Source organism: Kitasatospora sp. McL0602, from assembly GCF_052076145.1.
GTDB lineage: Bacteria > Actinomycetota > Actinomycetes > Streptomycetales > Streptomycetaceae > Kitasatospora.
In genome coordinates this window covers 458,929-472,309 of the sequence record NZ_CP197246.1, presented here as the reverse complement: position 1 = coordinate 472,309, position 13,381 = coordinate 458,929, and the positions used below count along the sequence as shown (strand labels likewise).

The following is a 13,381-nucleotide window of genomic DNA, read 5'->3' as shown; positions in this document are numbered from 1 at the left end:
CCAGGGAGCCCCCGCTGTCCCACAGCGGCACAGGGCCCTCCGTGGTGCGTACCCCCGCCGGTCCGTGACCAGGAGGCCTCGACCCCCATGAACGCCCAGACCACCGGTCGCCACAGCGACGCGACGCTCACCCAGCTCGAGCAGGCCAGCCCGTTCGAGACGCGCCACATCGGCCCCGACGCGGCCGCGCAGGACAAGATGCTCGCCTTCGTCGGCTACGGCTCGCTCGACGAGCTGTCCGACACCGCCGTGCCCGAGGCCATCCGCAGCATCACGGCGCTCGACCTGCCCGCCGGGCGCAGCGAGGCCCAGGTGCTCGCCGAGCTGCGCGAGCTGGCCTCCCGCAACACGGTGCTGCAGCCGATGATCGGCCTCGGCTACTACGGGACCTTCACCCCGCCGGTCATCCTGCGCAACGTGCTGGAGAACCCGGCCTGGTACACCGCCTACACCCCGTACCAGCCGGAGATCTCGCAGGGCCGCCTGGAGGCGCTGCTCAACTTCCAGACCCTGGTCTCCGACCTCACCGGCCTGGCCACCTCCGGCTCCTCGCTGCTCGACGAGGGCACCGCCGCCGCCGAGGCGATGGCGCTGGCCCGCCGCGTCGGCAAGGTCAAGGACGGCGTCTTCCTGGTCGACGCCGACGCCCTGCCGCAGACCGTCGCGGTGATCAACACCCGCGCGGAGCCGACCGGTGTCGAGGTCGTCGTCGCCGACCTCTCCGCGGGCATCCCCGCCGAGATCGCCGAGCGCGGCGTCTTCGGCGTGCTGCTCCAGTACCCGGGTGCCTCCGGCGCCGTCCGCGACCTCGCCCCGGTGATCGAGCAGGCCCACGGCCTGGGCGCGATCGTCGCCGTCGCCGCCGACCTGCTGGCCCTCACCCTGCTGAAGTCGCCCGGCTCGCTCGGCGCCGACATCGCCTGCGGCACTTCGCAGCGCTTCGGTGTCCCGATGGGCTTCGGCGGCCCGCACGCCGGCTACCTGGCCGTCCGCGCCGAGTACGCCCGCAGCCTGCCCGGCCGCCTGGTCGGCGTCTCCGTCGACGCCGACGGCAACCGCGCCTACCGCCTGGCCCTGCAGACCCGCGAGCAGCACATCCGCCGCGAGAAGGCCACCTCCAACATCTGCACCGCCCAGGTGCTGCTGGCCGTGATGGCCTCGATGTACGCCGTCTACCACGGCCCCGACGGCCTGGCCGACATCGCCCGCCGCACCCACCGCTACGCCGCCGCGCTCGCCGCGGGCCTGCGCGCCGGCGGTGTCGAGCTGGTGCACGGCGAGTTCTTCGACACCGTCACCGCCCGCGTCCCCGGCAAGGCCGCCGAGGTCGCCGCCGCCGCCCGCGCGAACGGCGTCAACGTCCACCAGGACGGCGCCGACCTGATCTCCGTCTCCTGCGACGAGACCACCACCCGCGAGCACCTGGCCGCCGTCTGGTCCGCCTTCGGCGTCACCGCCACGGAGGTCGAGGAGAGCGCCGACGCGCTGCCCGCCGCCCTGCTGCGCACCGACGAGTACCTGACCCACCCGGTCTTCCACAGCCACCGCTCGGAGACCGCCATGCTGCGCTACCTGCGCCGCCTGGCGGACCGTGACTACGCGCTGGACCGGGGCATGATCCCGCTGGGCTCCTGCACCATGAAGCTCAACGCGACCACCGAGATGGAGCCGGTCACCTGGCCCGAGTTCGGCCAGCTGCACCCCTTCGCGCCGATCGAGCAGGCGCAGGGCTTCCTGACCCTGATCCGTCAGCTGGAGCAGCAGCTCGTCGAGGTCACCGGCTACGACGCGGTGAGCATCCAGCCGAACGCGGGCTCGCAGGGCGAGCTGGCCGGCCTGCTGGCCGTCCGCGCCTACCACCGCGCCAACGGCGACACCCAGCGCGACGTCTGCCTCATCCCCTCCTCGGCGCACGGCACCAACGCCGCCTCCGCCGTGATGGCCGGGATGCGCGTCGTGGTCGTCAAGACCCTGACCGACGGTGACGTCGACGTCGCCGACCTCAAGGCCAAGATCGAGCAGCACCGCGACCAGCTCGCCGTGCTGATGGTCACCTACCCGTCCACCCACGGCGTGTACGAGACCGAGATCACCGACATCTGCGCGGCCGTCCACGAGGCCGGCGGCCAGGTGTACGTCGACGGCGCCAACCTGAACGCCCTGGTCGGCCTCGCCAAGCCGGGCAAGTTCGGCGCGGACGTCTCGCACCTCAACCTGCACAAGACCTTCTGCATCCCGCACGGCGGCGGCGGCCCCGGCGTCGGCCCGGTCGCGGTGCGCTCGCACCTCGCGCCGTACCTGCCCAACCACCCGCTGCAGAGCGAGGCGGGCCCGGCCACCGGCGTCGGCCCGATCTCGGCCGCTCCGTGGGGCTCGGCGGCCATCCTGCCGATCTCCTGGGCGTACGTCCGGCTGATGGGCGGCGAGGGCCTCAAGCACGCGACGCAGGTCGCCGTGCTGAACGCCAACTACATCGCCAAGCGGCTGGCCCCGCACTTCCCGGTGCTCTACACCGGCCCCGGCGGCCTGGTCGCGCACGAGTGCATCATCGACCTGCGCCCGCTCACCAAGGAGACGGGGGTGACCGTGGACGACATCGCCAAGCGCCTGATCGACTACGGCTTCCACTCCCCGACCATGTCCTTCCCGGTGGCCGGCACGCTGATGATCGAGCCCACCGAGTCCGAGGACCTGCACGAGATCGACCGCTTCTGCGACGCGATGATCGAGATCCGCGGCGAGGTCGAGAAGGTCGGCTCGGGCACCTGGGCGGCGGACGACAACCCGCTGCGCAACGCCCCGCACACCGCCGCCACCATGGCCGGTGAGTGGGAGCACGGCTACACCCGCCAGGAGGCCGTCTTCCCGGCCGGGGTCAACCCCGCGGACAAGTACTGGCCGCCGGTGAGCCGGATCGACGGCGCGTACGGCGACCGCAACCTGGTCTGCTCCTGCCCGCCGCTGGACGACTACGGCGTCTGAGCCGTGCGCTGAGCCCGTGCGCTGAGTGAACGCAGTGGGCCCCGGAGGAGAAGCTCTCCTCCGGGGCCCACTGCGTTCCGGGCCCGACCGGCTGGGCTCAGCCGACGGCGAGGACCAGCGGGCGGCGCGGGGCGATGACCCGGCCGTCGGGCAGCAGTTCACCCGTGTCGTCGAAGACCAGGACGCCGTTGCAGAGCAGGCTCCAGCCCTGCTCGGGGTGGCGTGCCACGGGCACGGCCGCCTCACGGTCGTTCGACTCGGCCGACGGACACTCAGGACGGTGCTGGCACATAGCTCGTACCCTCGCTTCGCTTGCGGACCGGCCTGCCGCACGGCCGCCCCCGGGCGTTCGCCGTACTGACCGGAACCTACCCGCCGGTTCGGGTGTGAGCCGGCGCTCGCGCGGGTAGGCATCCGCTTTCCCGCGTCGGTACCCAGTGTCTGCCTCCGGGCGCCGCCGCGCAGCAGTTTGGTGATTTGCGCCACAACTGATCGTCCGGACCACCCGTTCAGGTGGGTGGTCCGGTCCGAAGGGGTCAGGCGGTGGATGCCGACCGCACTACCCGGGGGTGCCCTCGTGGCACCCCCGGGCAACCGCGCGGATCAGACTGTGCGGGTCGGGCCGTGCGGGTCAGGAGGACAGGCCGAGGGCCAGCGGAGAGCCGGCGGTGGCCCGCTCCAGCAGGGCCAGCAGCTCCGCCGCCGGGTAGACGCGGTGGGCCGTGACGCCGAGCGGGGCCGGGGCGAGCGGGATCAGCAGATCCGTGGCCGGGCTCGGCTCGGGGTGGTGCAGCCAGAGGGCCGTCGCGTAGTGGCCGGGCATCGAGAGCAGCCTCGGCTGGTGGCGCGAGCGGGAGGCCTGGGCCAGCTGCCAGGCCTGGCGCAGGGCCCGGACGGTCGAGTCGAGGTAGGGCCCGGCGGTGAAGTGCGAGAAGGCGTGCCCGTCACCGGTCTCGACCACCTCGGCTGCCGCGACCGCGACCGTCGGGCCGGGTTGGGAGCGGCTCGGACCGGCCTGGACGAGGAACCGCCAGCCGGTGCGCGGCGCCGTGAAGAGCTCGGCGCCACGCCCGCTCAACACGTGCACCGCGAGCGGGTGGGTCGGCAGCAGCGGGCCACCCGCTCCGCGCAGGGCGGTGGCGGCGGGCGAGCGCAGTGCGGCCTCGGAGTCGAGTGCCGCGAGCACCGCGCGCAGGGCGCTGGGCGGGGGCTGAGGGGTCTGCAGAGTCATGGCGGGGCGCCTCTCCGTGCTAGATCGGCGTGCGAGTGCGGCATACCGGCTGGCATTGGGTGTGACGGAAACCTGAGCCGTGTCCGGTTGGGCATGATCGCGGTGCGGGCGGGGGGCCTGCCGTCGACGATGGCTCGGAGCGGCATGACACCCGGGCAGAGCGCAGTGCGAATTCTCTCGAACAGGTGCGCAGGGTGACCTTCATATCACGTTCAGTGGTGCGGGGCAAGTTGAGGAATCACTGACTGATCGTCAGATCTCTTGTGTCGTCGAGCTGTTCGAGCGCTGGGGTATCGATCTTCCGGCCGGGCATGATGCAGGCCAGGCATTTCGCAGGAACTGTCGACCTAGGTGAAGGGGCACCCATGGGCGAGAAGGTCGTGGCGACGCGCGCGGAACTCTCCGACCGGCAGTTGTACCGCCGGAAGCTCCAGCACTGTCTCGACGCGCTGGAGCGGATGCTGAGGGAGGGCCGGTTCGACCGCCCCAGGGCCATGATGGGCCTGGAGATCGAGCTCAACCTCGCGGACGAGCAGGGCCTGCCGCTGATGAACAACGAGCAGGTGCTCGGCGCGATCGCCTCCAGCGACTTCCAGAACGAGCTGGGCCGCTTCAACATCGAGGTGAACATCGCCCCCCGGCGGCTCGGCGGCCACGTCCTGGAGGAACTCCGCGAGGAGCTCGACGCCGGCCTGCGGTACGCCGACCGGCAGGCCGCCGAGGTCGGCGCCCGGATCGTCATGGTGGGCATCCTGCCGACCCTCGACCTGGACCACACCGGGCTGGAGGCGATGTCCCGGAGCGACCGGTTCACCCTGCTCAGCGACCAGATCCTGGCCGCCCGGGGCGAGGACATCGCCCTCGACATCGAGGGCGTCGAACGGCTCTCGGTCGAATCCGTCAGCATGGTCGCCGAGGCCGCCGCGACCTCCGTCCAGTTGCACCTCCAGGTCACCCCCGAGCGCTTCGCCTCGGTCTGGAACGCCGCTCAGGCGATCTGCTCCGTCCAGGTGGCGCTCGGTGCGAACTCGCCGTTCCTGTTCGGGCGCGAGCTCTGGCGCGAGACGCGCCCCGTACTCTTCCAACAGGCCTGTGACACCCGTTCGGCGGAGCTCAAGGCGCAGGGCGTGCGCCCGATCACCTGGTTCGGCGAGCGCTGGGTCGACTCCGCGCTCGAGCTCTTCGCCGAGAACCTTCGCTACTTCCCCGCGCTGCTGCCGATCTGCGACGACGAGGACCCGGCCAAGGTGCTGGCCTCCGGCGGCATCCCCCGGCTGTTCGAGATGCGGCTGCACAACGGCACCATCTACCGCTGGAACCGCCCGGTCTACGACGTCGCCGGCGGCGTGCCGCACCTGCGGGTCGAGAACCGCTGCCTGCCCGCCGGGCCCACCGTCGCCGACACGCTGGCGAACGCCGCCTTCTACTACGGGCTGGTCCGGATGCTCGCCGAGCAGCCCCGGCCGATCTGGAGCCGGCTCCCCTTCGCGCAGGCCGAGGAGAACTTCCGCACCGCCGCCCGGTACGGCATCGACGCCGTCCTCCAGTGGCCCCGGCACGGGCGCGGCGCACGCGGCACGGCCGCCGTCGCCGTCACCGACCTGGTGCTGCACGACCTGCTGCCGCTCGCGTACCAGGGCCTCGACAAGTGGGGCGTCGAGCCCGGCGACCGCGACCGCTACCTCGGCATCATCGAGCAGCGCTGCCTGCGGCGCACCAACGGCGCGGCCTGGCAGAGCGCCACCGTGCACCGGCTGCGCGAGCAGTACGGGATGGACCGCGCGGCCTCGATCGCGGCGATGACCCGGCGGTACATGGAGCACATGCGGACGGGCGAGCCGGTGCACACCTGGCCGGTGGGGTAGCGGGGCCCGCTCCGGCACGCCCTCGGGCCCGGCCGCCTCAGGGCGGTGTGGAAGGATGACCGGCGTGCTGGAGATGCGCTGGTGACCACTGATACGGCTGTGCCGTCGCGCCGTCTGCTGGGCGTCGAGCTGCTGATCGTGCTCGGGCTGTCGCTCGGGGCCAGCGGTGTGGCCGCGCTGATCAGCTTCGGCGGATCGCTGACCGAGCCGCTCGCGCTGGGCAAGCAGGTCGCCACCCTGAACGCCTCGCGGGCACCGGGGCGTCCGTGGCTCGACCTCGCCTGGCAGGTCTATTACGTCGCGAAGGGCCTGATGCCCGTCGCGCTGGTCGGCTACCTGCTGGTCCGGGAGGGCGCCTCGCTGCGGGTGCTCGGCTTCGACCTGCGGCGCAAGGCCGGTGACCTCGGGCGCGGCGCGGCCGTCGCCGCCGCGATCGGCGGCTCCGGCCTCGCCCTCTACCTCGGCGCGCAGGCCTTCGGCGTCAACCTGACGGTGGCGCCGTCCGGGCTGCCCGACGTCTGGTGGCGCATCCCCGTGCTGATCGCCTCCGCCTGGCAGAACGCGATCCTGGAGGAGGTGGTCGTCCTCGGCTACCTGATCCGCCGCCTCGGCCAGATCGGTTGGAGCTGGCCCGCGATCCTCGTCACCAGCTCGGTGCTGCGCGGCTCGTACCACCTCTACCAGGGCGTCGGCGGGCTGATCGGCAACATGGTGATGGGCGCCGTCTTCTGCCTGCTGTACCGGCGCTGGGGCCGGGTGATGCCGCTGGTGGTGGCGCACGCGCTGATCGACACCGTCGCCTTCGTCGGGTACGCACTGCTCGCCGGGCACGTCAGCTGGCTGCCGACGGGCTGAGCACCCCCTCCAGCACGGTGACCGCACTGCCCGAGAGCAGGACGCGGCCTGCCGTCAGCTCGCAGACCACCAGGCCGCCGCGCGCCGACGCCTGGTAGCCCGTCAGCCTCGTACCGCCCAGCCGCGCCGCCCAGAACGGCGCGAGCGCGGTGTGCGCGCTGCCGGTCACCGGGTCCTCCGGGATGCCGACGGCCGGGCCGAAGAATCGGGAGACGAACTGGTACGGCCCCGAGGGGTCGTCCGCCGGGGCGGTGACGATCACGCCGCGCAGCGGCAGCGCGCCGATCGCGCCGATGTCCGGGGTGAGCGAGCGGACGGCCTTCTCGTCCGCGAGCAGCACCAGCAGATCGCCCAGCGCACCGGTGTCGAAGGCCCCGAGGACGGCTGCGCCGAGGGCCTCCGGCAGCCCGGCCGGGGTGGGGACGGCGTCGTGCGGGTTGGCCGGGAAGTCGAGGGTGATCGTCCCGTCGGGCTCGGGGCGGGCCCGCAGGACGCCGCTCATGCTGGCGAAGCCCGCCCAGCCCTCCGTCAGCAGGCCGTCCGCCCGCAGTGCGTGGACGGTGGCGAGGGTGGCGTGCCCGCAGAGATTGGCCTCCTCGGTGGGCGTGAACCAGCGAAGTGCCCACCCGGCCCCGCCGTCACCGCCCGCCGGCCGGACGAACGCCGTCTCGGAGAGGTTGACCTCGGCGGCGACCCGCCGCATCCAACCTTCCTCGGGCCAGTCGGGGCCGTCCAGCACGCAGACGGCCGCAGGGTTCCCCGCGAACGGGCGATCGGTGAAGGCATCGATGACTCTGATCCGCATACCCCCGACTGTAGGGGCACCGCCTCAGGGGCGGACAAGTGCCAATTCGCCTCAGGTGGACTGCTCGCGCCCGGCGGTGAGTCGGGGCCGGGGCGGCCGGGCGAGCAGCCGTTCGACGTGGTGCCGTTGCAGCCCGTGCGCGGGGTCCGTCCGGAGCAGCAGTCGGTCGCGCCGCCAGAGCGAGCGCCGCCGCAGGCTGCCCGGGATGAGGTCGTCGACCCAGGCGAACGGGCGGCCCTCGGCGTAGCGCAGCAGTGGTGCCCACTTGGCGGCCCGGATGATGTCCAGGACGGGCAGCCTGGGGTCGTCCGGCCCGGGGACGTACCCCGCGAAGCGGACCACCGGCAGGCGGGGGAGGCCGAGCAGGGGGGCGATGTGCCTGTTGGCGTCCTCCTCCCAGGTGGTGGCCCAACAGAGTTTGTACGGGCCCGCGAGCTCGCGCAGCCAGTCGCCGTGGCGGGGGGAGAGGTGGACGGGCCAGTCGAGGAGGGTGTGGGTCTCGAAGTGGTCGTCGGGCGTGTCGGGGTTGAGGACGCCGTCGACGTCGAGGAAGAGCAGTGGCTTCGGCATCCGGGCTCCGGGGTCAGGCGGTGGCGGGCCGGCCGAGGGTGCGGACCTCGGGGACGGTGAGGGCCAGGGCGGCGAGGAGGAGGGTGAGGAGGGCGCAGGTCCAGAGGGCGCCGGTGAGGGTGAGGGCGTCGGCGGCGGGGCCGGCCAGGGCGGTGCCTACGGGGGCCAGGACGATCGAGCCGAGGGAGTCGTAGGCGGAGACGCGGGAGAAGAGTTCGGTGGGGATCTCCTGCTGGAGGGCGATCATCCAGTTGACGCCGAAGAGGGTGACGCCGGCTCCGGCGGCGAACATCGCGGTGGCCAGGACGGGCAGGGGTGCGGTGGTGGCCAGGGCGAGGGCGGGGCAGGCGAAGAGGAAGACGCCGTAGTTGCCGGCGAGCAGGATGCGGCGGGGCCGCCAGGCGGCCATCGGGAGGCCGGTCACCACCATGCCGATGCCGAAGGCGGCCATCGCCAGCCCCCAGTCGCGGGCGCCGCCGAGGTGGCGCTGGGCGGCGACCGGGCCGTAGACCGTCTCGGTGGCCTCGACGCAGGCCATCACCACGGCGAACTGCAGGACGATCGCCCAGAGCCACCGCCGGGAGGCGAACTCGCGCCAACCTTCGCGGAGTTCGTGCAGCATGCCGTGCCCGCCGCCGTCGGCGGCCGGGGCCGCCTCGATCCGCAGGAAGACCCGCATCCCGGCCGCGACGGCGAAGCCTGCGGCGTCGATCGCCAGCACCCAGCCGGGGCCGAAGGCGGCCGTCAGCGCGCCGCCGAGCGCCGCGCCGCCGATCTGCGCGCCGTTCAGCGCCATCCGGTAGACCGAGAAGGCCTTGCCGGCGTGCTCCGGCGGCACGCTCTGCACGATGACACCCAGGGAGGCCGGCTGGTAGAACGCCTGCCCGGCGCCGCCCGCCGCCGAGAGCAGCAGCAACTCCCAGAGCCGGACGCCGCCGCCGAGCACGAGGACGGCCAACACCGCCTGGGAGAGCGCGTTGAAGAGGTTGGCGGCGACCATCACGTGGTGGCGCGGCAGCCGGTCGGCGAGCGCGCCGCCGATAAGTAGGAAGAGCACCGTCGGCACCAGCCGAGCCGCCGTGACGTACCCGATCTCCGTCGTGCCGCCGCCGATGGCGAGGACGGCGAACGCGGTGGCGATCGGCGCCGCCGCGTTGCCGAGCCCGCTGACGACCGTCGCGGTGGTCTGGATCCGGTAGGTGCGGTCGGCCCAGGCGGGCAGTTGGTGTCGGCTGTTCACCACCGGACTATGGCCAAGAGATGATGATCTGTCCATCGAATACGGAGCGTTACCCCAGGTGACCCCAGAGGAAGGTGACGGTGCGCTGCCAGGCGATCCGGGCCTGGAGGCCGTCGTGGGTGCCGCGCAGGTTCTCGTCGTTCATGAAGGCGTGCCCGGCCGGGTAGAAGTGGATCTCCGGGCGGAGGTCGGTCGCCTCGCCGATCCGGATGGCCGCCTCGTCGACCCGGGCGACCGGCAGGGAGCGGTCGCGTTCGGCGAAGTGCCCGAGCACGTGGGCCGTCAGCCCCCGGTAGTCGAACTCCGGGTCCGTCGGCAGGCCGTAGAACGGCACCACGGCCGCGACCCGGTCGCCCTCCTGGGCGGCCAGCGTCAGCGCGAAGCCGCCGCCCATGCAGAAGCCGACCACGCCGACCGCGTCGCCGACCACCTGCGGGTGGTCGAGCAGGAAGTCCACCGCGCCGCGCAGGTCGCGGGCGGCCCGCTCGGCCGGGAGCGCCCGCTGCAACTCGGCGGCCTCCGCCCCGTCGTGGGTGGTCGCGCCGCCGTACAGGTCGGGGGCGAGCGCGACGAAGCCCTCGGCCGCGAAGCGCTGGGTCATCGCCGCGATGTGGGAGGTCAGCCCCCACCACTCCTGGACGACCACCAGGCCGGGGCCGACACCGGCGGGCGGCAGGGCGAGGTGCCCGTGCGCGGTGGCGCCGTTGCTGGGGAAGGTGACGTTCTGCCGGGAACCGCCCATGGGTCTCTCCGCGGTTGGTCGGGTACGGGGTGCCGGGGCCCTGCCGACGGCCTGTCAGCCCATCTCCTCCAGCGCGCGGCCCTTGGTCTCCTTGATGCAGAAGGCCACGAACGGGATGGAGAGCAGCGCGAAGCAGGAGTAGACGACGTACGTCGCCGAGAGGTTCCAGTCGGACAGGTCGGGGAAGCTGACGGTGATCGCCCAGTTGGCGAGCCACTGTGCGGACGCGGCGACCGAGAGGGCCAGCGCCCGGATGCGGTTCGGGAACATCTCGCCGAGCAGCACCCAGACCACCACGCCCCAGGAGAAGGCGAAGCAGAGCACGAAGACGTGCGCCGCGACGAGCGCGGTGGTGGCGTAGCTGTCGGCGAGCGTCGCGGTGTCGCCGGTGCCGACCCGGAAGGAGAAGGCCCAGGCCGCGGTGCCGAGCGCGAGCGCCATCCCGGCCGATCCGGCCAGGGCCAGCGGCTTGCGGCCGATCCGGTCGACCAGGGCGATCGCGATGACCGTGCCGATCACGTTGACGATCGAGGTGGAGAGGCTGATCAGCAGGGAGTTGCTCTCGTCGATGCCGACGGACTGCCAGAGGAAGGACGAGTAGTAGAAGATCACGTTGATGCCGACGAACTGCTGGAAGACCGAGGCGCCGATGCCGACCCAGACGATCGGCAGCAGGCCGAAGCGGCCGCCGAGCAGGTCCTTCATCCGGGGTTTGTGCGAGGTGTCCAGCACCGCGCGGATCTCGGTGACCCGGGCGTCCAGGTCGACGCCCTCGCCCTCGACCTCCAGCAGCACCTTGCGGGCCTGCTCCTCGCGCCCGTCCGCGAGCAGGAAGCGCGGCGACTCGGGGATGGCCAGTGCCATCACCCCGTACACCAGGGCCGGGACGGTCTCGACGCCGAGCATCCACTGCCAGGCCTGGATGCCGCCGAGGTGGCCGGTGGAGTCGCCGCCCGCCGCCTGGTTCAGGGCGTAGTTGGCGAGCTGGGAGATGGTGATGCCGAGCACGATCGCCAGCTGCTGGAAGGAGGCGAGCCGCCCCCGGTAGGCCGTCGGCGCGACCTCGGCGATGTAGGTCGGTGCGATCACCGAGGCGATGCCGATCGCGACGCCGCCGACCACCCGCCAGAAGCCGAGCACCTGGACGCTGGGCGGGAACATCGAGCCGACGCCGCTGATCGCGAACAGCACGGCGGCCAGCAGCATCGCCTTGACGCGGCCGAAGTGGTCGGCGAGGCGGCCGGCCACGACGGCGCCGGCCGCCGAGCCGAGCAGGGCGATCGCGACCACGAAGGCGGTCTCGCCGTTGCCGACGTGGAAGTGCTTCTGGATCCCGGTGACGGCGCCGTTGATGACGGCGCTGTCGTAGCCGAAGAGGAATCCGCCCATGGCGGCGGCCGCCGAGATGAAGACGACGTGGCCCAGATGGGTCTCGGCACCGGCACGGACCCGGGAGGAGGCGGACACGACGAGCTCCTGACGGTGCGGCGGCCCACCCACGCGGCCGGATGGACAGGCTCCGGCTCACCATTGCACCAGCCGCACCCGGGAACCGCGCGGCGCGCGTGGCCGACGGCCCGAGCCACCACCCGTCCGGACGCAGCTTGACCGGGCGTCAGGGCCCACAGTCAACCCAGGGGCGCGGGGCTCTGCTCATTGACCGCGTGCGCGAGGCGGAAGGCACCGGACCGCTACTCCCGATTTCGCGCAGTTCCCCGCGCCCCTGGGGTTGGCCGGCCGGTCGCGCGAAGTCAGGCGGGGCAGCCCTGACGGCGGGCCAGGCGGCGGAGGAGCTGTTGGCGGGCGGCCTCGTCGAGGGGTTCGCCGCGTTCGGCCAGGCGGTCGGCGAGGGCGGCCTGCTGGTCGGCGGGCTTCTTGTCGTCGTACTTGAACTTGGCGTCGACTTTCTGGATCGTCAGCCGCAGGCCGTGGATGCCGGAGAGCAGCGGCCCGAAGGGCTCCTCGCCGGGGACGACGCGGGTGTCGGGGGTCTCGGGCTGGAAGTGCTCGAGCTGGCGGTTGAGGATCTCCGCCTTGCCGGCCCGGCTCTCGACGATCTCGGCGGTGCAGGCGAAGTGCACGGCCGTGTAGTAGCTGGTCGGCGTGCCGGGCTCGCCGCGCCAGTGGCCGGGGGCGAAGGTGTAGTCACCGGTGACGGAGAGCGTGACGTGCGGGTCGGCCCGGAGGGCGGCCCAGATGGGGTTGGGGGCGCCGAGGTGGAGCAGGATCTCGCCCTGGTCGGCGTCCAGCAGGAAGTGGGTGGGGACGAGCACGGGGCCGCTGCCCGCCGGGCCGTTGGCGGCGAGCAGGCCGAAGTCCCGCCCGGCGGCCAGCCACTGGCGCCACTCGGCCTCGGTGCCCCGGTCCCAGGATCTGATCAGCACGGGTCGGTCTCCTCAGCGGTGCAGGTCGGTCAGGTAGGCGGGCAGCGGCACGTCGGTGGAGGGGTGCGGCTCGGGCGTGCCGTGCACGGTGGTGACGGGGACGACTCCGGCCCAGTACGGCAGGCCGAGGTCCTCCTCGTCGTCGTTGGCACCACCGGTGCGGCTCTTGGCCGAGACCTCGTCGAGGTCGAGCCGCACCACGGCCGTCGCCGCGAGCTCCTTGGCGGTGGGGCGGCGGATGTCGTCGGAGCGGCCGGGCACCGAGTGGTCGACCAGCGCGTCGACCGCGACGGCCAGCTCCTCGGGGTCGGTGACCTGGTGGGCGGTGCCGTGGGCCACCACCGAGCGGTAGTTGACGGAGTGGTTGAACGCCGCCTTGGTGAGCACCAGCCCGTCCACCAGCGTGACGGTGACGCAGACGGCCAGGCCCTCGTCGGCCCCCGCGCCGCGCATCGGGCGGCTGCCGGTCGAGCCGTGCACGTAGAGGCGGTCGCCGACCCGGGCGTAGATGGTGGGCAGCACGACGGGCGCGCCGTCGGCTATGAATCCGAGGTGGCAGATGTACGCGCTGTCGAGGATCGCGTGGATGGCCTCGCGCTCCCACACCGCCCGGTCGCGGTAGCGGGTCGGGGTGGTGCGGTCGGTGCGGGCGTAGGTCTGCGTGTCGTCCGACATGACATCCCCTATGTACTAGTGCATACTTGCCT

At 72.8% G+C, this 13,381-nt stretch carries 12 protein-coding genes; 3 read left to right on the top strand and 9 right to left on the bottom strand.

Features of this window, described 5'->3' with window-relative positions; all coding sequences use genetic code 11:
- Positions 1–87: 87 nt before the first annotated feature.
- On the top strand, positions 88–2,982 hold the full coding sequence (gene gcvP, locus ACR68M_RS02260) for an aminomethyl-transferring glycine dehydrogenase (RefSeq protein WP_441248669.1): 2,895 nt from the start codon (positions 88–90) through the stop codon (positions 2,980–2,982).
- A gap of 97 nt (positions 2,983–3,079) precedes the next feature.
- Here gcvP and ACR68M_RS02255 read toward each other — a convergent pair whose 3' ends face one another.
- Together ACR68M_RS02255 and ACR68M_RS02250 are read right to left on the bottom strand one after the other, a co-directional pair.
- Entirely contained in the window at positions 3,080–3,274 is a 195-nt protein-coding gene (locus tag ACR68M_RS02255; RefSeq protein WP_441248668.1) for a DUF5999 family protein, read from the bottom strand.
- 339 nt (positions 3,275–3,613) lie between these two features.
- Complete coding sequence (locus tag ACR68M_RS02250) at positions 3,614–4,213, bottom strand: hypothetical protein (RefSeq protein ID WP_441248667.1); 600 nt, start codon at positions 4,211–4,213, stop codon at positions 3,614–3,616.
- A gap of 365 nt (positions 4,214–4,578) precedes the next feature.
- Here ACR68M_RS02250 and ACR68M_RS02245 point away from each other — a divergent pair, with 365 nt between their 5' ends.
- On the top strand, positions 4,579–6,078 hold the full coding sequence (locus ACR68M_RS02245) for a glutamate-cysteine ligase family protein (RefSeq protein ID WP_441248666.1): 1,500 nt from the start codon (positions 4,579–4,581) through the stop codon (positions 6,076–6,078).
- 81 nt (positions 6,079–6,159) lie between these two features.
- Positions 6,160–6,933, top strand: coding sequence for a CPBP family intramembrane glutamic endopeptidase (locus ACR68M_RS02240; protein WP_441248665.1), 774 nt, complete (start codon positions 6,160–6,162; stop codon positions 6,931–6,933).
- Here the strand turns inward: ACR68M_RS02240 and ACR68M_RS02235 are convergent.
- From ACR68M_RS02235 to ACR68M_RS02205, 7 genes are all read right to left on the bottom strand, one after another.
- Positions 6,911–7,738, bottom strand: coding sequence for a PhzF family phenazine biosynthesis protein (locus tag ACR68M_RS02235; protein WP_441248664.1), 828 nt, complete (start codon positions 7,736–7,738; stop codon positions 6,911–6,913). The genes ACR68M_RS02240 and ACR68M_RS02235 overlap by 23 nt on opposite strands.
- A gap of 51 nt (positions 7,739–7,789) precedes the next feature.
- Entirely contained in the window at positions 7,790–8,308 is a 519-nt protein-coding gene (locus tag ACR68M_RS02230; protein WP_441248663.1) for an HAD domain-containing protein, read from the bottom strand.
- Between the two features lie 13 nt (positions 8,309–8,321).
- A complete protein-coding gene (locus tag ACR68M_RS02225; protein ID WP_441248662.1) occupies positions 8,322–9,548 on the bottom strand; it encodes an MFS transporter in 1,227 nt (408 codons plus the stop codon).
- 49 nt (positions 9,549–9,597) lie between these two features.
- Positions 9,598–10,290: a dienelactone hydrolase family protein gene (locus ACR68M_RS02220; protein ID WP_441248661.1), complete on the bottom strand. Its 693-nt coding sequence runs from the start codon at positions 10,288–10,290 to the stop codon at positions 9,598–9,600.
- Positions 10,291–10,344: 54 nt separating this feature from the next.
- Positions 10,345–11,679 carry a sugar porter family MFS transporter gene (locus ACR68M_RS02215; RefSeq protein WP_441251809.1) on the bottom strand — a complete coding sequence of 445 codons (1,335 nt, stop codon included), beginning with the start codon at positions 11,677–11,679 and terminating at the stop codon, positions 10,345–10,347.
- 362 nt (positions 11,680–12,041) lie between these two features.
- Positions 12,042–12,674, bottom strand: a complete 633-nt coding sequence (locus ACR68M_RS02210; protein WP_441248660.1) for an FMN-binding negative transcriptional regulator — start codon at positions 12,672–12,674, stop codon at positions 12,042–12,044.
- Positions 12,675–12,686: 12 nt separating this feature from the next.
- Positions 12,687–13,349 carry a pyridoxamine 5'-phosphate oxidase family protein gene (locus ACR68M_RS02205; RefSeq protein ID WP_441248659.1) on the bottom strand — a complete coding sequence of 221 codons (663 nt, stop codon included), beginning with the start codon at positions 13,347–13,349 and terminating at the stop codon, positions 12,687–12,689.
- Positions 13,350–13,381: the final 32 nt, after the last annotated feature.